The 24,634-nt window shown below is 42.1% G+C and carries 21 protein-coding genes; 5 read left to right on the plus strand and 16 right to left on the minus strand.

Going from position 1 to position 24,634, the window contains the following annotated elements:
• The 4 genes from M1G01_RS07710 to M1G01_RS07725 form a co-directional block, all read right to left on the minus strand.
• Nucleotides 1–2,801: antigen I/II family LPXTG-anchored adhesin (locus M1G01_RS07710; protein WP_247931535.1), on the minus strand; the 2,801-nt coding region annotated here is incomplete at its 3' end.
• Nucleotides 2,802–2,965: 164 nt separating this feature from the next.
• Nucleotides 2,966–4,165: a phosphoglycerate kinase gene (locus M1G01_RS07715; RefSeq protein WP_061409634.1), complete on the minus strand. Its 1,200-nt coding sequence runs from the start codon at nt 4,163–4,165 to the stop codon at nt 2,966–2,968.
• A gap of 544 nt (nt 4,166–4,709) precedes the next feature.
• A complete protein-coding gene (locus M1G01_RS07720; protein ID WP_247931536.1) occupies nt 4,710–5,576 on the minus strand; it encodes a hypothetical protein in 867 nt (288 codons plus the stop codon).
• A gap of 574 nt (nt 5,577–6,150) precedes the next feature.
• Nucleotides 6,151–10,866 carry an endo-beta-N-acetylglucosaminidase gene (locus M1G01_RS07725; RefSeq protein WP_247931537.1) on the minus strand — a complete coding sequence of 1,572 codons (4,716 nt, stop codon included), beginning with the start codon at nt 10,864–10,866 and terminating at the stop codon, nt 6,151–6,153.
• A 332-nt stretch (nt 10,867–11,198) separates the two neighbouring features.
• Between M1G01_RS07725 and M1G01_RS07730 the strand changes: the two genes are divergently transcribed.
• Complete coding sequence (locus M1G01_RS07730; protein ID WP_049501505.1) at nt 11,199–12,830, plus strand: Na/Pi cotransporter family protein; 1,632 nt, start codon at nt 11,199–11,201, stop codon at nt 12,828–12,830.
• 94 nt (nt 12,831–12,924) lie between these two features.
• On the opposite strand, the gene M1G01_RS07735 is transcribed toward M1G01_RS07730, so the two are convergent.
• Both M1G01_RS07735 and pepA read right to left on the minus strand, forming a co-directional pair.
• Nucleotides 12,925–13,221 (minus strand): bacteriocin immunity family protein, encoded by a 297-nt coding sequence (locus M1G01_RS07735; RefSeq protein WP_033583388.1) that lies wholly within the window; start codon nt 13,219–13,221, stop codon nt 12,925–12,927.
• 20 nt (nt 13,222–13,241) lie between these two features.
• On the minus strand, nt 13,242–14,306 hold the full coding sequence (pepA, locus tag M1G01_RS07740) for a glutamyl aminopeptidase (protein ID WP_247931538.1): 1,065 nt from the start codon (nt 14,304–14,306) through the stop codon (nt 13,242–13,244).
• 233 nt (nt 14,307–14,539) lie between these two features.
• On the opposite strand from pepA, the gene M1G01_RS07745 reads away from it, so the two are divergent.
• The 4 genes from M1G01_RS07745 to M1G01_RS07760 all read left to right on the plus strand — a co-directional run bounded on the left by M1G01_RS07745 (nt 14,540) and on the right by M1G01_RS07760 (nt 18,263).
• Nucleotides 14,540–15,499, plus strand: a complete 960-nt coding sequence (locus M1G01_RS07745) for an ABC transporter permease (RefSeq protein ID WP_247931539.1) — start codon at nt 14,540–14,542, stop codon at nt 15,497–15,499.
• Nucleotides 15,489–16,445: an iron chelate uptake ABC transporter family permease subunit gene (locus tag M1G01_RS07750; protein ID WP_049489961.1), complete on the plus strand. Its 957-nt coding sequence runs from the start codon at nt 15,489–15,491 to the stop codon at nt 16,443–16,445. Before M1G01_RS07745 ends, M1G01_RS07750 begins: the two co-directional genes overlap by 11 nt.
• Complete coding sequence (locus M1G01_RS07755; RefSeq protein WP_000764284.1) at nt 16,442–17,194, plus strand: iron ABC transporter ATP-binding protein; 753 nt, start codon at nt 16,442–16,444, stop codon at nt 17,192–17,194. The genes M1G01_RS07750 and M1G01_RS07755 overlap by 4 nt, the downstream gene beginning before the upstream one ends.
• Nucleotides 17,195–17,291: 97 nt before the next feature.
• Nucleotides 17,292–18,263, plus strand: coding sequence for a siderophore ABC transporter substrate-binding protein (locus M1G01_RS07760; RefSeq protein ID WP_247931540.1), 972 nt, complete (start codon nt 17,292–17,294; stop codon nt 18,261–18,263).
• A 31-nt stretch (nt 18,264–18,294) separates the two neighbouring features.
• Here the strand turns inward: M1G01_RS07760 and yidD are convergent, their stop codons facing one another.
• The 10 genes from yidD to M1G01_RS07810 all read right to left on the minus strand — a co-directional run bounded on the left by yidD (nt 18,295) and on the right by M1G01_RS07810 (nt 24,461).
• On the minus strand, nt 18,295–18,537 hold the full coding sequence (gene yidD / locus M1G01_RS07765) for a membrane protein insertion efficiency factor YidD (protein WP_000821631.1): 243 nt from the start codon (nt 18,535–18,537) through the stop codon (nt 18,295–18,297).
• Nucleotides 18,537–19,259 carry a pseudouridine synthase gene (locus M1G01_RS07770; RefSeq protein ID WP_001222211.1) on the minus strand — a complete coding sequence of 241 codons (723 nt, stop codon included), beginning with the start codon at nt 19,257–19,259 and terminating at the stop codon, nt 18,537–18,539. Before M1G01_RS07770 ends, yidD begins: the two co-directional genes overlap by 1 nt.
• Nucleotides 19,246–19,815: an SMC-Scp complex subunit ScpB gene (gene scpB / locus M1G01_RS07775; protein WP_000105289.1), complete on the minus strand. Its 570-nt coding sequence runs from the start codon at nt 19,813–19,815 to the stop codon at nt 19,246–19,248. Before scpB ends, M1G01_RS07770 begins: the two co-directional genes overlap by 14 nt.
• 18 nt (nt 19,816–19,833) lie before the next feature.
• Nucleotides 19,834–20,562 carry a segregation/condensation protein A gene (locus tag M1G01_RS07780; RefSeq protein ID WP_084881295.1) on the minus strand — a complete coding sequence of 243 codons (729 nt, stop codon included), beginning with the start codon at nt 20,560–20,562 and terminating at the stop codon, nt 19,834–19,836.
• Nucleotides 20,562–21,296: a site-specific tyrosine recombinase XerD gene (xerD, locus tag M1G01_RS07785; RefSeq protein ID WP_277619949.1), complete on the minus strand. Its 735-nt coding sequence runs from the start codon at nt 21,294–21,296 to the stop codon at nt 20,562–20,564. Before xerD ends, M1G01_RS07780 begins: the two co-directional genes overlap by 1 nt.
• Nucleotides 21,293–21,754 carry a cyclic-di-AMP-binding protein CbpB gene (gene cbpB, locus M1G01_RS07790; protein ID WP_000560696.1) on the minus strand — a complete coding sequence of 154 codons (462 nt, stop codon included), beginning with the start codon at nt 21,752–21,754 and terminating at the stop codon, nt 21,293–21,295. The genes xerD and cbpB overlap by 4 nt, the downstream gene beginning before the upstream one ends.
• Nucleotides 21,751–22,272: a metallophosphoesterase gene (locus M1G01_RS07795; RefSeq protein WP_001118947.1), complete on the minus strand. Its 522-nt coding sequence runs from the start codon at nt 22,270–22,272 to the stop codon at nt 21,751–21,753. The genes cbpB and M1G01_RS07795 overlap by 4 nt, the downstream gene beginning before the upstream one ends.
• Nucleotides 22,248–23,258, minus strand: coding sequence for a nucleoside-triphosphate diphosphatase (locus tag M1G01_RS07800; protein ID WP_425608337.1), 1,011 nt, complete (start codon nt 23,256–23,258; stop codon nt 22,248–22,250). The genes M1G01_RS07795 and M1G01_RS07800 overlap by 25 nt, the downstream gene beginning before the upstream one ends.
• Nucleotides 23,216–24,010, minus strand: coding sequence for a glutamate racemase (gene racE / locus M1G01_RS07805; RefSeq protein ID WP_000370379.1), 795 nt, complete (start codon nt 24,008–24,010; stop codon nt 23,216–23,218). Before racE ends, M1G01_RS07800 begins: the two co-directional genes overlap by 43 nt.
• A 205-nt stretch (nt 24,011–24,215) precedes the next feature.
• The gene (locus M1G01_RS07810; RefSeq protein ID WP_000364980.1) at nt 24,216–24,461 is read right to left on the minus strand and encodes a YneF family protein; all 246 of its coding nucleotides are present in this window, start codon (nt 24,459–24,461) and stop codon (nt 24,216–24,218) included.
• Nucleotides 24,462–24,634 lie beyond the last annotated feature (173 nt).

The following is a 24,634-nucleotide window of genomic DNA, read 5'->3' on the forward strand; positions in this document are numbered from 1 at the left end:
GCTGGTTCCAATGGTTTCTCTGTCTCATATGTTGGCTCTTCTGGTTTTGATGGCTCCGGTTGATCTGGAGTTTTTACTGGTGGAGTTGGCTCATTTTCATAGTTTGGTGCTACTGGAGCTGGTTCCAATGGTTTCTCTGTCTCATATGTTGGCTCTTCTGGTTTTGATGGCTCCGGTTGATCTGGAGTTTTTACCGGTGGAGTTGGCTCATTTTCGTAGTTTGGTACTACTGGAGCTGGTTCCAGTGGTTTCTCTACTTCATAAGTAGGAGCTTGTGGTGCAGTTGGTTCTACTGGCGGAGTTGGTTTTTCTAATGTGATGGTTGGCAAATTAGTTGCTCGAACATTTCCGTTAATCGCAAACCAAATATTTGGCTTTTTGGGAGATAATTTCTCTGCTCTACGTGGATCATTCGCTGCAGGCTGTCCCAACACTTCTGAAGACGAAATTGTTCCGATAGTCATACTATTTGAAGGACCTGAGATTTCCACTGCTCCCGCACCATACCAAGAGTTTGGTGCATCTGCATTATCCCAACCAGAATCTGGTTGACTATTCTTATACATGGTGAAGCGGGAACCACCAACTCCTTTTTTGAAGTTTTCAGATTCTGTCGCATAAATTTGGCCGTTCTTTTCACCAACTGAAGAACCCGAAATTTTGATGAAATTCCCAGTATAATCTTTAGCCATCTCGATTGAGTTTGCTTCGCGGTTAAGAGACGCTACAGACATCAAGGCCTTGTCAAAATTAATAATTTGACCATCTTCATCATAGAATTGAAACTCAGTCTTAACGAAGAGAGAGGTAGCATCTTCTGTATTACCAGTATAAGCCGAAGCGAAAACCCCCATCGTTGGGTCTTTAAAAATTCCCAACCAAGCCTTATCATTGCGGAACTTGGAACTAGGATCAAGAGTATAAGTATAGACGATTTTAGAAACTTTTTTCCCTTGATAGTAAGTCCCCTGAAGATTCGTATAAGTTGCTGTTGCAGACTGACCTCGTTTCAGCAGGACTGAAGACCATTCAGTTGGTCCCTTACCACTTGTTACATTTGAATTGTACTCAGAATACTTACCGACTGTACCAAAGCTTTCCTGTTTGTTTGTCTGGTAGTTAGCATTTTGAATGTCTGTTACTTTAAAGTTATCCAACTGGAAGAGTTTATTGGCAAATTCTGCAGTATTCTTCACAGCTGCTTCCATGCCAGTATAGCTAACAAATTCACCAGTTGTAGTCAATGAAAGTTCAGCATTAGGCTCCGATTTGAAAATCAAACTTTGAGCACTTGGGCGACTCAAGTTTCCATCTTCATTCTTCTTTGATTCTGCTAAAGCCATAGCTGCCTTAATTTTAGCCTGCTCATCTTTATAAGCCTGCAACTTAGCCGGATACTCAGCCAACTCTTTCTTATATTTGGCAAGATCAGCTTCATATTTAGCTAATTTTGCTTCATAGTCAGTTTTAGCCGCGGCATTCCGTTGCTTGATTTCTTCGTTTTCAGCTTGGAGCGCTGCATTTTTAGCTGTGTTTTCTTCAACAGCCTTCTCATAAGCTGCTTTAGCATCAGCATTTGCCTTTTGAACACGAGCTAGTTCTGTCTGATAAGCCGCTAACTTAGTTTGGTAGTCTGTTTCGTTAGCTGCATTCGCTTGTTTGACTGCTGCCAAGTCTTTTTCGTATTGTGCTATTTTAGCCTCATAAGTTGCCTTGGCTGTTTCATTTCGTTGTTTAATAGCTTCATTTTCAGCTTGGATAGCATTGTTTTTAGCTGTGTTTTCTTCAACAGCCTTTTCATAGGCTATTTTTGCATCAGAATTAGCCTTTTGAACACGTGCCAATTCTGTTTGATAAGCTGCTAATTTAGCTTGATAATCAGCATCATTATCCTCTTTAGCTTTCTTAATAGCTGCAAGGTCTGCTTCATACTGCTTCATCGCTGCTTCATAATTCGCTTTTGCAGTTTCATTACGCTGTTTAATCGCTTCATTTTCAGCTTTAAGCGCTTCGTTTTTAGCTGTATTTTCTTTTACTGCTTTATCATAAGCCTCTTTAGCTTCAGCATTAGCTTTTTGTACTCGAGCTAATTCTGTCTGGTAAGCTGAAAGTTTATTTTGATAATCCTGTTGACTATCTTCGTTTGCTTTTTTGACAGTTGCTAAATCTTTTTGATATTGTGCTAGCTTAGCCTCATACTCTGCTTTAGCTGTTGCATTGGCAGTGTTGATTTTTCCAACTTCTTCTTGATGACTTTTTAGATCTTTTTGATACTTGTCATCCGCTGCTTTGTTTTCAGCATTGATTTTATCTGTTTCAGCCTGATGAGCTGCGACTTCCTTTTTATATGCTTCAGTTGTTGTCTTTACTTCTTCAGCCTGTTTAGCATAGTCGCTTTTAATCTCATCTTGTTTTTGAGCATTCTCTGTAGCAGTTGTGGCTGTTCCTTTGTCTTTTGTTTCATCTTGAACTACCTTAACTCCTGCAGATTTTGCATCAGCAACTGCTTTATCCAAATCAGCTGATGATACTTCTACTGGCAAAGCTGAGTCTTTAGAACCAGCCTTAGCTTGGCTTTCTTTGGCAACTTGACTCATTTCACCCTGAGCTTCAGGTAGATTTGTAGCCGGGTTTCCTGTAGTAGCTACCTCAACCGTACTTGTACTAGTTGTCTCTGTAACTTCATCAGCAAATACTGCTTTGTCTGCAAAAGCAATCAAAGCAGTTCCTAAAACAGCGCCACACAACGTTTTCGCAACTTTACTTTTACGAAATCCATAGACTTCTTTTTTATTTTTCATTATAAGCCATTTCCTTATCTAAATTTAGTCATTACTCCTTATACTAGCACTTTACAAGGCAAGATGCAAATATTTAGTCTTTTTTCTCTCTATTTATAGAAAAATTCCACATGTTTATAAATTAAAAAGAAGATGATCACACCATCTTCTTTTAGTTAAACTATTTATTTTTCAGTCAAAGCTGCAAGTCCTGGCAATACTTTACCTTCAAGGAGTTCCATTGATGCTCCACCACCAGTAGAGATCCATGAGAACTTGTCTGCACGACCAAGGTTGATCGCTGCGGCAGCTGAGTCACCACCACCGATGATTGATTTCACGCCTGGTTGTTTTACGATAGCGTCCATGACACCGATTGTACCAGCTTGGAAGTCTGGGTTTTCAAATACACCCATTGGTCCATTCCATACAACTGTTTTGGCACCAGTCAAAGCTTCGTCAAATTTAGCGATAGATTTTGGACCGATGTCAAGACCAAGGAAGCCTGGGTCTACTGCTTCACCTTCAGTGTCTTTCACTTCAGTGTAGTCAGCAAATGCGTTCGCTTCTTTTGAGTCAACTGGCAAAATCAATTTGCCGTTTGCTTTTTCAAGAAGAGCTTTAGCAACATCCAATTTGTCTTCTTCTACAAGTGAGTTACCGATTTCGATACCTTGAGCTTTGTAGAATGTGTAAGTCATCCCACCACCGATAAGAACTTTATCAGCTTTTTCAAGCAAGTTTTCGATAACACCGATCTTGTCTGAAACTTTTGAACCACCAAGGATAGCCACGAATGGACGTTCTGGAGCTTCAACCGCTTCTTGGATGTAGGCAATTTCGTTTTCAAGAAGGAAACCAGCAACTGCTTTTTCAACGTTTGCTGAGATACCAACGTTAGATGCGTGTGCACGGTGAGCTGTACCGAATGCATCGTTTACGAAGATACCATCTCCAAGTGATGCCCAGTATTTACCAAGTTCAGGATCGTTTTTAGATTCTTTCTTGCCGTCAACATCTTCGAAACGAGTGTTTTCAACCAAGAGAACTTGTCCATCTTCAAGAGCGTTGATTGCTGCTTCCAATTCAGCACCACGAGTGACACCTGGAAGGAAAGCAACGTCTTGACCCAATTTAGCTGCCAAGTCAGCAGCTACAGGAGCAAGTGATTTACCAGCCTTGTCTGCTTCTTCTTTTACACGGCCAAGGTGAGAGAAGAGGATAGCACGTCCACCTTGTTCAAGGATGTACTTGATAGTTGGAAGAGCTGCAGTGATACGGTTGTCGTTGGTAATCACGCCATCTTTTACAGGTACGTTGAAGTCAACACGAACGAGAACTTTTTTCCCTTTCAATTCAACGTCTTTAACAGTCAATTTTGCCATTAGATATGACTCCTTCTTTTTTTATACGTGTTAATTATATCACAAAATCAGCAAAAGAGATAGAAAAAGCCTAAACTTTTCGAGTTCTTTATTTCTGTAAAAATTGATTCATCTATCTATAAACTTTATTTTAACAAGCTTTATTTCGATTTCTGAAAATAGTAGAAAAAGTAGAGACTATGGTAATATTTAGAATTGTAAAATTTACTTAATCAAACCTAGTATCTAATTTTAAAAATATTGTTTTAGCGATACAAAAGACTAACTTTCAATTAATTTTCAGATTACTTTATTTTGTATGCCTAAAAGAGTCGGTTCCGTTCAAATTATCTTATCTAATATTACTTACTCTCCCATTTTTTCTCTTCCACCTCTCACATCTCCACTTCTTACTCTCCCACTTTTGACTATTACTCCTTAATTTAAAAAGATCAATTCCTTTCAATTCTATCTTCTTGTTTTCAAGGTTAATAAAAACTAAAAGAAATAATATTTTTTTATCCAGGTTCCATAAACTGAAAAAGAGGTAATTTACACCTCTTTTTCAGTTTAATATATTTCCTAAAATATGCTCTACTTTTTCTCTATTTTCAGCTAGCATCAAATCATTCCAAATATCTAATCGTTTTACATCATCATTAACATTTAATCTCAAGTGGATTTCAAAAATATTTGTCCAAAATCTAGTTTTATTATCACGATTCGAACTTAAATCAAATTTCTTGATCTTTCCAATATTAATTAACTTAGTGATATTATGAGCTATATATTTGTCGATAGATAAATTTGATGTGAAAAATTCATCGATTTTTGAAGCAAAATTCCTTAAATTTGTCATCATTGATAAAGTCTCTTTGAAGGTTGGAACATCATGAGCTTCATAATGACTTATTAACTTTTCAATATCCAAATTACAGTATGAGGTTAGGAAATCTTGACTATAGTTCCTCAATTCACCTTTCAAAGCACCAGTTAATGATTCTTTAGAATTATGAATTAATTTATTTCGCCAAAATATTGACACAATAAAGAGAAAATACTCTTTATTTTTAAGGTCAGGAAAGTGTTCAATTAAAACCTCAATTTTCCTAAACAAAGACTTACCAGAATACACTTCACTCAAATTACTAACAGGCTCACTCTGAAGTGGTAGAACTTGATCTAATATAAAATCAGATAAATAGGCTTCAAATGCCGAAATAGAATAAACTAATGACGATTTCTGAATAAAAAATTTCGATTCTATTTTAGTACTATCGATGCTTTTTGGATTCCACGACGTACTCAAATCTTCTGGCTTGTCATCAGTTGACTTAATTAAACTTATCCCAACGTAAGAAGTGATAAAAAACTGATTTTCTCTACCATGATTTTTTTTGTACTTTTTATAATTTATTGATTCGAACTTCATATTGATTACGACTTTCTATAAGCATCCCGAGACTCGAACTCGGATTCCAGGCTTTAAGATTCAATAAATGAACAGTTAAATGCCCATGGGTTACCTATTACCCCAGATGCTTATACATATTCTAGCATTTTCAACAATTAATTACAAGAATAAAATAAGTAAAGCAAACAAATCTTTTTGGGTAATTTATTTTAGCGCATGCTATATATTATATAAAAACAGTTCTAATATAAATTTTTGTTAGTTTCTTAATAGTTCCTGAAATACGTACCTTTTATTTATAATTTAGATATAAGTAAAAGCCAAAAATATTTCAATTCCCAATTTGTAAAATTAAGTGCACATTTTTACTGAAATTTCAAGGCATCAAATAAACTGATTAAAGTCCAGAAATATGACTGGACTAAATTTGGAGGTTATGTTACTGAAAAACACTTTATGATGGCTTACAAGCTATTCAGTCTCAATTCAGAAAACATTGGGATGAAAGGGTGCAAAAAGCAACAACTATTTTTAGCTGTTGCTTCTTGAAACGATTTCTTTCTAATCTCAACTTAAGAAATACTATTTATCCTTAATCTTCTCTCTTTTTCAAAGCTACAAGTCCATAGCCACTCATTACTCCGAGAAGTCCCAGCACTACTAGACCAGCATCTCTTGTCGCTCCCGTATTTGGAAGTGCTTTACTTGCTTTTTCAACTTTTGCTGGTGCTGCTGAAAGCGCTTGATCCCTTGTTTGTGAGACTTGCTCCTCTTTCGTTCCTACTTCAACAATTTCTGGAAGAGCTTCCTTGAGAACCTCAGTGGAATGAAGAGTGCGTTTGCCCTGAGCATCAACTTCTACAAAGCGACGAACTTGGCCTTCAACTCCTGCTTGAACTAGCTGACGTTGTCCTTTGAGAAGGGCTGCATTTAGTCGTTCTTGATGTTCGAAGAAAACTGTCCCCTCTTCAATTTCCAGTTTCGGAGTTTCTAGAACTAAATCTTTCACACCTTCAGCTGGTTGGTTGCTTGATAGAACTTTTGTACCAACTTCGGTGATTTCTGGGATTGATTCCTTGACTACCTCAGTCGAACGAAGAGTGCGTTTGCCCTGAGCATCAACTTCTACAAAGCGACGAACTTGGCCTTCAACTCCAGCTTGCACAACACGGCGTTGTCCTTTGAGAAATTCGGAGTTTGGTCGCTCCTGACGTTCATAAGCTGTTGTTTCAGTTTCAATAACTAGTTCAGGGAGGGCCTCAACCGTCGGGGCCACTTCATTTGGATCCATGCTTCCAACATGATGGCTTTCTTCTGCAGGTACTAATTTCTTATTCAACTTTTCTTTCATGTCCGCAAAAGCTTGTGGAGTTGGTGTTTGTGAAGACAACAAAGCTTCAGCTTGGGCAATCAACTCATTTTGAGAATCTTTTGCACGGACGGATTCGAGCAAGCCTTCCAATTCTTCTCTAGCAGTTTGATAACGTTGATTTCCATCCAAGTCCGCTCCAGCTTGTTTCAATTCATTCAAGGCTTTGTTGACTTCTTCTTGACTGGCATCATGGTTTTCTGCAACAGCTTTCGCTGCATTAAGTTTCTCTACTAGTACAGCTTGTTTGTCCTCACTTGAGAAAGTATAGGCAAGGGTTGACTGGCGACCTTGGGCAGCAGTGATTTCTTGTTTGAGGTACTCATCGTTGACAGCTGCTTTTGGAGAAACCAAGACATCGAACTCAGCAGTGTGTCCCTTGTAATGCAAGGTCAAGGTTTGTCGTCCAGTCTTCTGAGCATCATAGCCCGTGATTTCAACATCTTTATCAGTAAAGCTGTGAACCTCTTCTGTCTCATCATCATAGAGAACTCCAAAGCGCCCTTCTGCAAGATCCAGTTGATCTCCTACTAGATAGTCTGTTTTTGGTTTCTGAGTAATGTACAAGCCTGCTACTTCCTTTGGTTTTCCTTCATCTTGACCAGTCACTTGTACCTTCAAGTCACCAGTAACTGGAAGTCCAAGGTAGCTGACTGTGAGCTTTTGTTCCCCTTTTTGATGAGCGTTGTAGCCAGATACTGTCACACCTGAGTGAGTAAGGTTGATTAGTTCATCGGCTTGTCCCCCTTCGTATTGAACACGGAGGGTTCCGCCTCTGAGGTCAAGTTTTTCTCCCTCTTTATAAACTGTCTTCTTAGGCCCTTTTTCAAGACTCACTGCAGCAATTTTTCTCTCATCCTGTGGAATCGCTACTGCCAAGGTGTTACTGATTTCTTTGCCAGGTAGTTGGGTACGATAGTAGAGGAGAGTTGGTTGCTTGTTAAAGCCCAATGGTGCTGTTGCCAAGTCGCCTCCAGTTTCAGTCTTCAAGGTTGCAATTGGTGTTTGTGAATCTGCCTTGTCGTAAACGGTGATGGTTGCACCCGCTGGAACATCAGAGAAGCCTAGTTGAACTTGGTGGTTTCCAAGTGAACGGGCAGCTACCTTAGCCATTGGAATATTTTGACTTTCTGTGTCCAAGGTTTCGTACATCTTCCAGTTATAGATACGAATTGCTTTCCAAGGTGTTCCGTTATCTGAAGTGATAACTTTTAGGCGCCAGTCTTGGGCAGTGATTGGTTTGTCAAGAGTGATATCTGTAACGTGCGCTTTGTTGCCACGGACTTCCTTAGCTAGTTTCCACTCGCCATCTGTATCCTTGTAATAAAGATCAAAGTCCTTGGTATTCATCAGACCATCGTTTACGGATTCTCCACCAGCTCCCGCATGATCCATTACCCATCTGACAACACGACGTGGTTGGGTCAAACGAATATCGACACTACCGCTCAATTGTCCTGAAGACCACTTGTCTGACAGGCTAGTAATGGTACCGTTCAACATACCTTCGATGCCTTCTCCACCTTCAGTATTTGGGAAAGTGCTATCGATAACCTTTGCCCCTGGAACAATATTTTCAGCTAAAGGTCTTGGGAGAGTCGTATCCTGAACTGTCATCCCCCAGTTAAAGGATGCCGTCGCAGCTTCAGAACGAAGTCCATTTTTACCAACCGCAACGACTTTCAATTCCTGAATCCTACCAGTCGCATTAGCAGAGCGGCTAATTTTTGGCAAGTAGATAGCGGAAGCAGATGATCCTGTCAACAAACGCCAGTTATCCCCATCTTTTTCGTAGACTTCATAGAAATCTGCATCTTGGTTACCCGCAAACTGAACCACTGCTTCAGCTTCTTGGGCATTCTTGAGAGATTGTTTCACTACAGAGAGACCTGTCGGGGCTTGTGGCGCTTGGTGATTGTCTGAAATGGTTAATTGACCTAGGTTGAACTGATAATCTTTTACAGCTCCTTCATGCTCGAAGAAGAGTTTGACTGCATAGATGGTTTTACCTGCTAGTGAGCTGAGGTCAAATTCTTCATTCTTCCAGTCATCAGAGAGAGTCAGTTCTTTCCATGCAGCTGCATCCTCAAATTTGTAGTCTGGAGTCGTAGAGAAGGCCATATAAACTTTAGAGCCTTTTCCTCCCTTGTGGGCAACACGAAGTTTGGTTTTCTCTGTTACTTCTAGTTTGGTAGAATACAAATTCACATCCTGGTCCGTCTTACCAACTACATCACCTGAGAATTTAAGGGAGTTACCTCCATTATAGGCATCTGTAAAATCATATTCTGCACGAAGTTTTTCACCTGTCGAAGTCTGCCACCAGCGCCATGTTGGCAAAACACCTGAAACAGAACGGTAGTTCCACTCAGAATCCTTAGAAACTTTACCGTCAACAAACCATTTTCTACCATGACCTGTATTAAAAGAGGTGGTGAAGGTACGTCCTACTGCTGGTGTACGGTCAGCAACTAAATTGGCAATTCCATACCACTCTTTATCTGCTGGTTTTTGAGCCGTTGGATCTCCTTGGTAACCTGTAAAGAAGATGTCTTCGTTCTTGTGGTAGTCTTCGCCTGTTTTTCCTAGACTGGTAATCGTATCTGGTGCAAAAAGTCCAAGTGACAAACGCAACTTGCCTTTTTCATCTAAGAGGGCATCCCATTTGACTTTGGTCTTATAAGAGCCACCTTGTTGCAATTCCAAGCCTGCAAAGACATCATACTGGCTACGTTCTAGCCATTTTGCCATCTCTACGGAGTGGTCATTCTTTTCCTTGTTCCAGTTGAAATTGGCAAAAAATTGATCTGCAGGGACTTTGTCACCTTCTTTTTGCATGAACTGGTAGTTGTAATCACCTAGACCATCTTCGTGGTAACGACCGTATTTGTAGGTCATGGCATCGTACCAAGCATACTTGATCGGGTGGTTGACTTTGGCTGCGTATTCTTTTGTATAGAGCATGAATTGGCGCATTTTTTCACCAAGAGGTGCTACCAATTCACCCGTTGTTTCTTGGTTGATAAAATACCCATCAAAGCCATAGTACTTAGCAAGGTCGACAAGTTTTCGTGCGATAGGGAAGGTGCCATCTGCGTCTTGTTTCAAGGCAGCTGCAAATTTCTCTTGGTCGGCAATGCTATTTGACCAGTTGAAAAAGAGGGTTCCATAAACGGGAACTCCGTTGCGGTGCCCAGCATCAATGACATCTGGAGTTGGAACTAGACCTTCCCAGAAGACCATTGAATCCAAGTACTGCCAGTAATCAAAGGCGTAAGCCTTGAATTCTTCTCCACCAACAGAAGCATGGTCTTTAGCCTTTGAGTTGGTATTTGCTAGCGCCTGAACCTTGGCTCTTCTGCTTGCTTTTTCGTTAACCAACTGACCTCTATGGCGCTTGGCGAGTTCAACTGAGGAACGATTGATGGGATCATCCTCGCGCGCACCTGGTTCCCATTTCAACAAATCATCCCAAGTATCAAATTTGATTTCTTTTGGTCGGAGACTCTTTTCTTCATTTTTAGGAACGTCTGCTAGAATCGGTTTGTCGGCTTTCTTCTCAGCCACTTGAGGAGTTTCCTCTGGTTTGACTTCTTCTTTTTCAGTTGGTTGAGCAGGTTTTTCTGTCGGAGTTGGCTTTGCTTCTTCTTTTTCATTAACCAGATCCGTTATTGTTGGAGGGTTTTCTGAAATTGGTTGCTCAGCTACTTTGTTCTCTGTTTTCTCTAATTGTTTTTCAAGGGCTGCAGTATCTGGATTAGCTGTTTCACTAGTACTTGTCGCTTGGGCGCTCGTATTTGTAGCTGTTTCAGGGACTGCGACTTGTTCGGCAAGAGCTGGGCTCGCAAATAGAGCTGAACCAATCATCAAGGAACAAGCCCCGATTGACAACTTACGAATACTGTAACGGCAACGTTTTTCAAAAAATAGATTTTTCATCTTATCCTCCTAATAAAATATAAAGTAAGCGCTTTACTTTTTGATAAAAAGTAACTGTTCTCAATGTACACCACCAGAACAGGATCATCTTCATTTTATCCTATATGAAAGCGTTGTCAATATACTTGACACAAAAACTATAACTAGGATAAAAATCAGTAAAATTTGGACACAATCCTATAAATCATCTATCTTAAAGGGAAACTACCTCTCATTTTGAAAGAAAGTTCTTGTTTCTTATGAAAATTTCAGCTAAACACTTGTGAGATTTACTTTTATCCTTTAAAATAGAATAGGAGAAATTCCGTTATTATTTTTCGGAGGAAAAAGAAATGTCCATTAATTGGCAGGAAATTTTATTTCACTTTTTAGGAGGTCTAGGACTGTTTTTATACAGTATCAAGACCATGGGAGACGGTTTGCAACAAGCTGCTGGAGATCGCCTTCGTTTTTACATTGACAAGTACACTAGCAATCCCTTTTTAGGTGTTCTAGTCGGAATCGTCGTGACTGCCCTGATTCAGTCAAGTACAGGGGTTACAGTTATCACGGTTGGGCTAGTCAGCGCTAGTCTTCTAACCCTTAGACAGGCTATCGGAATTATCATGGGAGCCAACATCGGAACCACCGTTACATCCTTTATCATCGGTTTCAAGCTTGGTGAGTATGCTTTACCCTTGATTTTCCTTGGAACCATGTTCCTCTTCTTTACAAAAAACAGAACAGCAAACAATATCGGGCGCATCCTGTTTGGTGTCGGGGGAATCTTCTACGCCCTCAACCTCATCAGTGCCGGTATGAGCCCGCTTAAAGATTTACCACAATTCAAGGAGTATATGGTCACCTTGGGACAAAATCCTATTTTAGGAGTAGTAGCCGGTGCAGTGATTACCGTCCTCATTCAGGCCTCTTCGGCAACTATCGGGATTCTACAAGGTCTCTATGCAGGTGGCTTCCTTGACCTTAAAGGTTCGCTACCGGTTCTCTTCGGGGATAATATCGGGACAACTCTAACCGTTATCATTGCGGCAGCTGGAGCCAATGTCTCAGCGAAACGCGTTGCGGCAACCCACGTTACCTTTAACGTTTTAGGAACTATTCTTTGCTTAATCTTATTAGGCCCTTTCACTGCTATGATCGAGTACTTCCAGGCACTCCTTCACCTCTCACCTGAGATGACAATCGCCTTCTCTCACGGTGCCTTTAACGTAAGTAACACCATTGTACAATTTCCATTCATCGGAGCCTTGGCCTACTTTGTAACCAAGCTCATCCCTGGTGAAGACGAGGTTGTCAAGTACGAGCCTCTCTATCTCGACGAGCAACTTATCCAGCAATCTCCTTCCATCGCTCTAGGAAATGCCAAAAAAGAACTCTTGCACTTGGGGAACTATGCAACCAAAGCTTTTGACCTTTCTTATACCTATATCATCGGTTTGGATGAAAAGGTAGCTGAAAAAGGGCACAAGACAGAGGAAGCCATCAATACCATCGATGAAAAACTCACTCGTTACCTCATCAGACTCTCAAGCGAATCCTTGAGCCAAAAGGAAAGTGAAGTCTTGACCAACATTCTGGATTCATCTCGTGATTTGGAACGGATTGGGGACCACGCAGAAGGCTTGCTCAACCTAACAGACTACCTCCAACGTAAGAATGTTCAATTTTCTGATGCTGCTTTAGAGGAATTAGCTGAGATTTATCAAGCAACAACTGCATTTATCAAGGATGCCCTTGATAGTGTGGAAAATAATGATATTGAAAAAGCTCAAAGTCTGATTGAACGCCATAAAGAAATCAACAATATGGAACGCGTTCTCAGAAAGACTCACATCAAACGCCTTAACAAAGGTGAGTGTTCTACACAAGCTGGAGTCAACTTTATCGACATCATTTCCCACTACACTCGTGTGTCTGACCATGCTATGAATCTAGCCGAAAAGGTCATCGCTGAACAAATTTAATTGGTAAGAATCCACCTTAATTTAGGTGGTTTTTTGTCTCCTAGTCAAGAATATTTTTTCTAACGTAAAAAAAATGCTTTGATTCACAATGGAATCAAAGCATTTTAAATAGCTCTCCAAACATGATAGCAGAAACTGCAGTGCCTCTATACTTGGCTTCTTCTCTTTTGATAAAGCGCGCCAAGTTGATCAATTCAGGTGCCGGGTGTTTGGGATTGATGAGCAATTCACGAGTGACCAGTCCTGAGAGACGGACTGCTAGTAATTGCTCATTTGTAGTTGGTAGTTTTTTAGCAGTCTCTAGGAGAGCAGCAACTAAATCTTCACTCAAGCCCTGACGGGCATGGTTATAGAGATCTTTTATAAGGCTTTCTAGGTTTGGTTCTGCCATCCCGACCACCTCCCTTATGCTTAATAATGTTTAATCAAATTAACCGTTGAGCGGTCCAATTTTTTCACCAAGGCTTGCAAGAAAGCTTGAGCTTCTAGGAAGTCATCCATCGCGTAGAGAGTTTGGTGAGAATGGATATAACGAGCGCAGACACCGATAGTTGTAGATGGAACACCTCCATTTTTCAGGTGAGCTGCTCCAGCATCCGTTCCGCCTTTTCCACAGTAGTATTGATACTTGATACCAGCTTCTTCAGCCGTTGTCAAAAGGAAATCCTTCATACCTGGGAGAAGCAAGTGACCTGGATCGTAGAAGCGAATCAAGGTTCCGTCCCCAATCTTACCTTGGCCACCATAAACATCACCAGCAGGTGAACAGTCAACTGCCAGAAAGACTTCTGGGTCAAACTTAGTTGTGGAAGTATGAGCCCCACGGAGACCAACCTCTTCTTGGACGTTAGAGCCAAGATAGAGTTCATTTCCGAGTTTTTGACCTGATAAAGCTTCAGCTAGCTCGCTTACCATGAGGACACCGTAGCGATTGTCCCAAGCTTTTGAGATGATATTTTTTTCATTGGCTGTCAAGATAGCGGAACTATCAGGGACAATGGTGTCACCTGGACGGATGCCAAAACTTTCTGCTTCAGCCTTATCCGCAAACCCACCATCAAAAATGATATCAGAGATAGCTGGCATGGTTGGGCCACCTGTTCCACGTGTCAAATGTGGCGGAACAGAACCTGAAATCACAGGAATTTCACGACCATCACGAGTAAAGAGTTTAAAGCGTTGGCTGCTGACTACCATTGGATTCCAACCACCGATTTCAACGACACGGAAGGTCCCATCTGGCTTAATCTCGCTGACCATAAAACCAACTTCATCCATATGAGAAGCGACCAAAACACGGGGTGCATCGGCAGCTTCTGAATGTTTGATACCAAAAATACCACCCAATCCATCTGTCACCACTTCGTCCACATGCGGTGTCAACTTTTCACGAAGATAGGTACGGACAGGCGCTTCATGACCTGAGATTGCAGCAAGCTCTGTTACTTCTTTGATTTTTGAAAATAATGTTGTCATATCAGTTCCTTCTTTCTGTCCTCCATTTTACCACTTTTTATAGGAGAAGGATAGTGGGAAGGTGGATTGGTTTTTACTCAGTTTTCCAATAAAAGAGAGGGGCAGATGTAATTTCAGAAATTTTTCTTTCTTTTTACATTAAATTGTCAGAAAATTTATTGACAGATTAAAAAAATCGTGTTACATTATCTCCAAGGGTATTTTTATACCAAATCTACACGAAAGGACGAGGTATGAAACTCTCTCATATTTTAACAGGCTTACTTCTACTCCTGGTCTTTCTCTCCATTACCATTGGAACTAGTGATTTTTCTTGGGAAAAATTCTTTACTTTTGACCAACAGACCTGGCTTTTCTTTCAAGAGTCGCGTCTTCCAAGAACCATCAGCATTCTCCTTGCAGCCTCCAGTATGAGCATGGCAGGACTCCTCATGCAGACCATTACCCAAAATCAGTTTGCTGCTCCGAGTACAGTCGGAACGACAGAAGCCGCCAAACTGGGAATGGTGTTGAGCCTCTTTGTCTTTCCGTCTGCGAGTCTGACCCAAAAGATGCTCTTTGCTTTTGGCTCATCCATCATATTTACCCTCTTCTTCCTTGCCTTTATGACTCTTTTTTCTATAAAGGAAAGGTGGATGTTGCCCTTGATTGGGATCATCTATAGTGGGATTATCGGTTCCATCACAGAAGTTATCGCCTATCGTTTCAATCTGGTTCAGAGTATGACAGCTTGGACCCAGGGTTCCTTCTCCATGATTCAGACCCATCAGTATGAGTGGCTCTTCTTAGGCCTCATTATCCTGATAGCCGTTTGGAAATTCTCCCAAACCTTCACCATCATGAATCTGGGCAAGGAAACCAGTGAAAGTTTGGGGATTTCTTACTCTCTACTTGAAAAACTGGCCCTTTTTCTGGTGGCGCTAACGACAAGTGTCACCATGATTACCGTGGGTGCCTTGCCTTTTCTCGGAGTCATCGTTCCCAATCTTATCCGCAAGCGCTATGGAGATAATTTGAGTCAAACCAAACTCATCGTCGCTCTGGTCGGTGCCAATCTAGTTCTGGCCTGTGACATCCTCTCTCGAGTCTTGATTCGGCCCTATGAGCTGTCTGTCAGTCTCCTACTAGGAATCATTGGTAGTCTCGTCTTTATCCTACTTCTATGGAGAGGGGGACAAAAGGATGCAGTTTAAAAGCAAACATACCAAACTCTTCTGCCTTCTCATTATTCTGGCCATCGGAGCTTGCCTCCTCTACTTTTGGCCCATCACTCAGCTGTCTGCCTTTGCCTGGAAGCTACGTTCCCAAAAAATCATCGTTTATCTCTTGGTAGCCATCGCGACAGGGATTTCGACCATTAGTTTTCAAACCCTGACGGAAAATCGCTTTCTGACGCCAAGTATTTTGGGAATCGAATCCTTCTATGTCTTGCTACAGACCCTGCTACTGATGTTTGAAAGCAAATTTCTACAGCTTGGAAAGTCTCCTATCTTAGAATTCCTAGTCTTGCTTCTTGTTCAATCCCTCTTCTTTCTCGCCTTACAAGGCTACTTGAAGAAGCTGATGAAGCAAGATCTGGTCTTCATCCTGCTGATCTGTCTAGCACTCGGAAGTCTCTTTCGAAATATCAGTACCTTCCTACAAGTCCTGATGGATCCAAATGAATACGATAAACTGCAAAACAGTCTCTTTGCTTCCTTTCAACATCTCAACACTTCTATCTTATCCATCGGTTCTCTGATTATCCTCGCTTTGACCATCTTTTTCTTTCGAAAAGCAGTCGTTCTGGATGTCTTGCACCTGCAAAGAGAAACGGCTCAGATACTGGGACTCGATGTTGAAAAAGAACAGAGAGAACTCCTCTGGGGCATCGTGCTTTTAACCTCAACAGCGACTGCCTTGGTAGGGCCTATGGCCTTCTTCGGCTTTATGCTGGCCAATCTTACCTACCTAATCGTCAAAGATTATCGGCACAAGTTGCTCTTTATCGTAGCCATTCTGATTGGATTTATTAGTTTGACCTTGGGGCAAGCCCTCATTGAACGAGTCTTTGCTTTGGAAATTCGCATCAGCATGATCATCGAGAGTGTGGGTGGTCTCTTATTCTTTATCTTACTTTACAGGAGGGCCCGTCGGTGAAACTGGAAAACATTGACAAATCCATTCAAAAACAGGATATTTTGCAAGACATTTCCCTTGAAGTCAGTCCTCAGAAACTGACAGCCTTCATTGGTCCAAATGGTGCTGGAAAATCAACTCTTCTCTCCATCATGAGCAGACTGACCAAGAAGGATCAGGGAATTCTCAGTATCAAAGGGCGTGAAATCGAGAGCTGGAATTCGCAAGAACTGGCCAAAGAACTCACCATCCTAAAGCAGAAAATCAATTACCAAGCCAAATTGACTGTAGAAGAGCTTGTCAGCTTTGGACGTTTTCCCTACAGCCGTGGTCGACTGAGAGCAGAAGACAGGGAAAAAATCCGAGAAACTCTGGACTATCTGGAACTGACCAACTTAAAAGACCGCTACATCGATAGTCTGTCTGGTGGACAGCTCCAACGTGTCTTTATCGCCATGGTACTAGCTCAGGATACAGACTTTATCTTGCTAGACGAACCGCTCAATAATCTCGATATCAAGCAAAGCGTCAGCATGATGCAGATTCTCAAGCGACTGGTGGAGGAACTTGGCAAAACCATTATCATCGTCCTCCACGATATCAACATGGCTAGCCAATATGCGGATGAAATTGTTGCCTTCAAGGACGGTCAAGTTTTTTGCAAGGGAACGACTGCTCAAATCATGCAGGCTGACCTGCTCAGTCAACTCTATGAGATTCCCATCACGCTGGCGGATATCAATGGCAAAAAGATCTGCATCTATAGCTAGCTATTCTGAACTCATGTTAGAGAGCCTTCTGTCTCTTAGCTAACAAGCCTATCTAAGAGCCCCCTACATCGTTATCATATTTTAAAAAGGAGAAATCATGAAAACATCCCTTAAACTTTATCTCACCGCCCTAGCGGTTAGTTTCTTGCTCTTACTTGGTGCATGTAGTACAAATACAAACTCAAGTACCAGCCAGACGGAGACCAGCACTTCTACTCCAACAGAAGTGACCATTAAAAGCTCACTAGACGAGGTTAAACTGTCAAAAGTTCCTGAAAAGATTGTGACCTTTGACCTCGGTGCTGCGGATACTATTCGCGCTTTAGGTTTTGAAAAGAATATCGTCGGAATGCCTACAAAAACTGTTCCGGCTTACCTAAAAGATCTTGCAGGAAATGTCAACAATGTGGGTTCCATGGTTGAGCCAGACCTAGAAGCCATTGCCGCCCTTGAACCGGATTTGATTATCGCTTCACCACGTACCCAAAAGTTCGTAGACAAGTTCAAAGAAATCGCGCCAACCGTTCTCTTCCAAGTAAGTAAGGACGACTACTGGGCTTCTACCAAGACCAACATCGAATCCCTAGCAAGCGCCTTTGGCGAAACTGGTACACAGAAAGCCAAAGAAGAATTAGCCAACCTAGACAAGAGCATTCAGGAAGTCGCTACTAAAAACGAAAGTTCTGACAAAAAAGCCCTTGCGATTCTCCTCAATGAAGGAAAAATGGCTGCCTTTGGTGCCCAATCTCGTTTCTCTTTCTTGTACCAAACCTTGAAATTCAAGCCAACTGACACTCAATTTGAAGACTCTCGCCACGGACAGGAAGTCAGCTTTGAAAGTGTCAAAGAAATCAATCCTGACATCCTATTTGTCATCAACCGTACCCTTGCCATCGGCGGGGACAACTCAAGCAACGACGGCGTCCTAGAAAATGCCCTCATCGCTGAAACTCCTGCCGCTAAAAATGGTAAAATTATCCAACTAACACCAGACCTCTGGTATCTAAGCGGAGGCGGTCTTGAATCAACCAAACTCATGATTGAAGACGCACAAAAAGCTTTGAAATAAACAAGAAAACCCAACATCAGGTGATGTTGGGTTATTTTTTTTCTTGATTTCGTCTGAGGGAAAAGTGATCTGGGACAGGATCTTTTCCTATTGGCGACCAGGGATGGCAACGTAAAATTCGAGCCAAGCCCATCAAGACACCCTTGAAGCCATGTTTTTCAATAGCCTGAATCATGTAGTTGGAACAAGTAGGTTCAAAACGACATGAGGGCGGAAAGGCTGGCGAGATAAAACGTTGGTAAAAACGTACTGGCGCTATTAAGATGCGTTTCATTATTTCTTGGTTACAGCCATAGTGTGTAGTTGGCTGATTTCTTTTTTATTAAGGCGACGGGATTCTCCTGGACGAAGACCTGTCAAGTCTAGGTGTCCAAAACGTGTCCGAGACAACTTATCCACTTGAAGACCGACAGCTTCAAACATCTTTTTAACCTGATGGTTACGTCCTTCATGGATGGTCAACTGTACCACAGAGCGATTTTTAACTGGATCCACTTTGAGAATTTCATAAACAGCTGGCTTGGTTTTCTTGCCATCAATCTCAAGACCGCGGGTCAAGGGGCGGAGATTGTCCTTATTAGCCACACCTTTAACACGCGCGACATAGACCTTGTCAATCTCATTACGGGGGTGAATCATTTCATCTGTAAAGTCCCCATCATTGGTCAAAATCAAGACACCTGATGTATCCCAGTCCAAACGTCCAACTGGGTAAATGCGTTCTTTGACATTAGGCAAGAGATCCACAACAGTCTTGCGGCCCTTATCATCTGTCACACTGGAAATCACTCCGCGTGGTTTATTGAGCAAGTAGTAGACCTTTTCTTCGTTGTAGATAGGCTGGCCTTCAACTTCAACCTTATCACCAGCCTTGATAGTCGTTGCGAGTTCACGTACCACTTGGCCGTTGACGGTTACCAAGCCTTGCTTGATCAACTCTTCTGCTTTTCTCCTACTGGCCACACCTGCGTGGGCAATATATTTATTGATTCTCATCTTCTTCTATCCTTTCACCAAATAATTGGCTTTCTTGAGCTTGAATCTCAAGCTCATCAATCACTGGCAGTTCTTCCAAATGGTTAATCCCCATGTAATCTAGGAAATAATCCGTAGTCACATAGAGATTAGGGCGGCCCAAAACTTCTTTTTTCCCATCTTCTCTTATCAATTCAAAAGCTTGTAGCTTAGCTAGAGCTCCACTAGAATTGACCCCACGAATAGCATCAATCTCAATTCGGGTAATCGGTTGCTTGTAGGCAATGATGGACAAGGTCTCAAGAGCAGCCCGAGACAAACTCTGGTTGATAGGCGCCTTGGAGTATTCCTTCAAAATCGCTGCAAATTGAGGTTTAGTGACCAATCTGTATGCACCACCTGTCTCGATCAGAGACAAGCTCGACTCTTGGTCTTTTTCATACTTCTGGGCTAATTTTTCTAAACTCTGTTGGATGCCTGTCGGTGGAAGTGAGAGGAGTTCAGCCAACTGACGAACCCGAATCCCATCTTCACCTGCCACAAACAAGAGCGCTTCTATTTCTGCTAAAGTACTCATCTTTCCTCTCTATCAAGTCTAGCTTTGTGCCTCTTGATTTTCTTCCTTCTTTTCCATAAGATAGATATCTCCGAAACTCTCCTCTTGCACGAGGATCAATTCCTGAGTTTTGATTAACTCTAGGGTTGCCAAAAAGAGGGTAATAACCTCTTGGACATTCTGGGCTTCCTTGAACAAATCCTGCAAACGCAACTGGTCTCGTCCAGTCAAGGACTCTTTTACAATGACCATCATGTCCTCAATCTTATACTCATCGCGCAGGATGGTCGTGTGGTTCTGTGCGAACTCCTCTTTTTTCTTGGCTAGGATATTTGAAAAAGCCAAAAAGAGGTCAATGGTCGTCCTGTCATGCACAAGCTCCGCATCCTCGTAAATCAACTCTGTCGGCGCTTTGGAATAGTACTGGGCCCGATCTTGGTGCTTAGCCTCCAAGTGCTCACCCAAGAGCTTGAACTTGCGGTATTCTTCGATTTGAGAGAGAAGGTCCTGCTCCAGGTCATCCTCTAAGTCTGTCACTTCTGCTACCTTTGGCAAGAGCTTGCGACTCTTGATCAGCATCAGCTGACTAGCCATGACCATATACTCGCCCGTCACTTCCAGACGCATTGCCTGCAAGGTTGAGACATAGGCTAGATACTGTTCGATGACTTCTGTGATAGGCACATCGTAGATATCCATCTGGTACTTAGAAACCAGGTGCAAAAGCAAGTCCAGCGGCCCTTCAAAATCTTTTAATTTAATATCCATTATCTATATTTTTCTAAGGTCAGGACTGTTTTTAATCCTAGTTTTTTTGCAATTTCGTACAAATCGACCTTGTTTTCTATCTGTCTTAGAATGAACTGTTCCCGCAAGGCTTGGGCTGATAAGGCTGGAAAACCTTTCTCCTTGACAAAGGACTCCAGCTGACGAAAGGCCCACTGACGAGAATAGGTTTTCCCACTCCTTTCAAAGAGATAGGTCTGCCCCATCAAGGGTTCCAATTCTGGAGTCAAGGTCGTGGGTATGGTGACAATCCTCTGTTGGGAAGCCTTGCTGATTCTCAACACTTGAAAATCCAGATTGATATCTGCAACCTTAAGGGCTAAAATCTCACTTGGCAAGAGCCCTATTTCCAAGATAAGAAGCGCCAGCAAGCGTCCTTCTGGATAATTACTTTCCTGCCAAAAAGAGTCTAAATTTAGAATCTCTGGCTTTTCAGTCTTCTTTTCAGCTTGTTTGGCTAATTCCAGACGGTAAAAGCTGTCCACTTCTCCGTTTCGATAGAGAAAGTAGAGAAATTGGTTACAGGCCGAAAGTTTTCGCTTCTGGGCGCTGATTTTTAGATTGGCTAGCTGGGCTTGGTAAATCTTAAGACTGGTCTCAGAAATCCGCTCACCCACAATGTCTAAAAATTGCTCCAGATCATACTTATAGGACTGCTTGGAATTGGTAGACAAGCCCTGTTTTTCCTCTAAAAAGGCTGAAATGCTATCTCTCATTTGCATCGAATCTCATATTCCTTACTAAAGTCATGTAAGAGAGCATTGACGGCCTTGAGGATGGACTTGCGCGTGATGATTCCTTGAAAAATCCCTTCATCATCTACCACTGGCAAGAAGGGTTCATCCACCAGTTTATGGAGGACCTCTGTGATGTTATAGTCTGGAGCGACAACTGCCACATCCGTCTTGGTCATATTGACGATGTCTGTCGTTGCCATCTGCTCATCCGTCAAACCTTGCTCCATTTGATAAGCCAAAATGTCTCTCAGACCAATGGTTCCGACAAAGCGTTTGTCAAAAGTCACAACAGGGATACGGGTATAAGTGATTTGGCTCAGCACTAAAATCGCATGGTCGGCATTGTGGGTATCAATCAAAGCTGCTAGATTCTCAGCAGGGGTAAGAAAAGTCTCTTCCTGCTCCAATAAAAATGCTTCAAATTCCTTGGCAATCATCGAGCAAACTCCTTGGACAAGCCTGGATAAACCTCATGGTCACGTGTCAAAAACTCTACTTTGAAATAGCTGTTATCAATCTCCACACGTGCATAGAGGCATTCTCTAATAGTTCCTCGTGGTTGGCTGATGGAGCCTGGATTTAGAAAAAGAGTCTTGCCTTCCATCCAAGCATTTGGTACATGCAAGTGACCATAGAGACAGATATCGGCATCTTCTTCCTGAGCCCAGTAGTCCAACTTTTGAAAGTTGAAATTGATATCAAACAAGTGTCCATGCGTCTGGATGATCTTGGTTGGACCAAGTTGAGTTACCAAACGTTCTGGGTAGCCAGCATAAAAGTCCATATTGCCTTTGACGACATGGATGCCCTCCCAGAGCGAAGAGTCTGGTCGGAGTTCTGAGTCACCATCGTGAAAAATGGCATCAACTTTACCTAGATAGCGGTCACGAATTTCTTCCACAATCAAGCTATCTCCATGGGAGTCACTCATTACAATGATGGTTTGCTTTGCCATGATGGAAATACCTCCAAAAGTTTCTTAACGGCTAAGGCGCGGTGAGATTGGCTATTTTTTTCTTCAAGGGTTAGCTCTGCTGAGGATTTACCTGTCTCTCCTACAAGGAAGAGGGGATCATAACCAAAACCATTCTCCCCCTTGGGTTCAAAGTTAATGTATCCTGGCCAGTCAGCTTCAACAACCAAGCTTTCCTTGTTTGGACTAGCTACGACTAGGGTTGTATGGAATTGAGCTGAGCGGTCCTTGAGTTCAAAGACCATGGCCAATTCGTGCAAGAGTTTGGCATTGTTTTCACGATCAGTTGCTCCCACACCTGCAAAACGGGCTGACCAGACTCCTGGCAAACCGCCGAGGACATCGACTTTGAGACCTGAGTCATCTGCCAAAACCATCTTTCCTGTTAATTGGGAAATGGTTTCTGCCTTCAGGCGGGCATTTTCTTCAAAGGTCATGCCTGTTTCAGCAACTTCAGGTAGGTTTGGATAGTCATTGAGATTTTCCACATCGTAGCCTAACTTGTCAAAGATAGCTCGGAATTCCTTGGTCTTTCCTTCGTTACGAGTCGCAATGAGCAGAGTTTCTCTGACCTTGCTAGTTTCAAAGAAGGTTTCCACTTCAACTCCTTCTTTAGGCAATTCAACATGCAAAAGCTTTCCATTTTCAACCAAGAGCAGAGCTCCCTGACGTTGGATGACTTCTAGATTGCGACCTGCTTCGGCATTTAAAATCTCAACGATAAAGGAGAGCAGACGGAAGTTAGAAGACCAGCGCATCACCGTTATCGTAATCGGAAAGCCATTTTCCTCGTCACGAAAAATCCGCGCTAAATCCATAAAATCAAGCTCGAGAGGATCTTTGATAAGGCTATAGATGCCTCCATAGACATCCCAGACACCGACATACCAGTCCTGGTCATCCTTGTATTCATAAATTTTGTTTGTCATAAAGTTACATGCTCCACATGAATCTCTTTTTCCAGCCATTCTGCTCCAATCTGGGCAAAACTTTGGCTATTGGCTGTTGTGTAAAAACGATGTTGAAGAGGTCCCGCATCTCGGCTACGATTGATTTCAAAATAGTTAAGCAAAACCGAGATATCCCGTACACACTCTGCCCCACTATCGATGAGCTGAACCTTTGGTCCCATGACATTTTGGATGATAGGGCGAAGGAGTGGGTAATGGGTACAACCCAAAATCAAGCTATCCACCTTGCCGACCAAGGGACGCAGGGTTTCATAAACCACTTTCTTAGTGACACTGGTTGACAGGGCACCAGACTCCACCAAGGGAGCAAACTTGGGACAGGCCAAACTCTCCACCTGTAAATCCGGATCCAGATCATGGATTTTCTGACGGTAGATGTCTGATTGGACCGTCATGGGCGTTCCAATGACTCCGATTTTCCCACCTTGACTGGACTTGATGGCTGCCGAAGCTCCTGGCAAAATCACGCCTAGGACAGGAATATCTAGTTGAGCCTTGATTTCTTCCCAGACGACCGCAGTCGCAGTGTTGCAAGCAATGACAATCATTTTGACATCCTTGGTCAAGAGAAAGTTGACCAACTGCCAAGTATATTCACGGATTTGCTCAGCAGGACGGGGACCATAGGGCGCCCGTGCCGAATCTCCAATATAGACGATTTCTTCATGGGGAAGCTGGCGCATGAGCTCACGAACAACGGTCAAGCCCCCGACACCCGAATCCAAAAAACCAATTGGTCGATTATCCATACAGTCTTCTTTCTAGTCTTTTTTCTGATTGATAGTTCATCATGATTACTTGTCCTAAATGAACGGACAGACAGCTTGATAGAATGGCAACTGCCTCTCTTTTAATCATAATCAAATATCAATAGAATGCAAGGAAAAAGTCTTATCCTTGAGAACTATTGAACATAGTGAGAAGTCTGGAACTTTCATCCCAGACTTTTCCTATTTATTTCTTTTTATTGTTAGCAAGGGCTGCTTTTTGTTGGCGGATGATTTGGTGGTAAACTTGTTGTACCTTGGCTTCGCTTGGTTTTTGACCATTTGCGCTCAAGAGAGCACGAACTGCCTCAGCATTCAAACGTGGGTTGTCCGCAAATTCTTTTTCAATTTGCTTACGAACCAAGTACATCCCTCCAAGAGCTCCTCCTAGAAAAGCTAGCACAATCAAGATAATTGCTAAAAGTAAATCCATTCTTTTTCTCCTGTTTCTTTTTGAGTCTTCTATATTATACCATAAAGTGACTTTCCTGACTAGTTTGTTTTACGCTTTCAAGAGGGGGTTAAGCCAATTCTAAGCTAGTCTTACAATCAGATTGAACTATGAAATTACGAATAATTCCACCCTTTCCTCTCTTTCTTCTACTA

Origin of the sequence: Streptococcus oralis, assembly GCF_023110055.1 — a bacterium.
Lineage (GTDB): Bacteria > Bacillota > Bacilli > Lactobacillales > Streptococcaceae > Streptococcus > Streptococcus oralis_BY.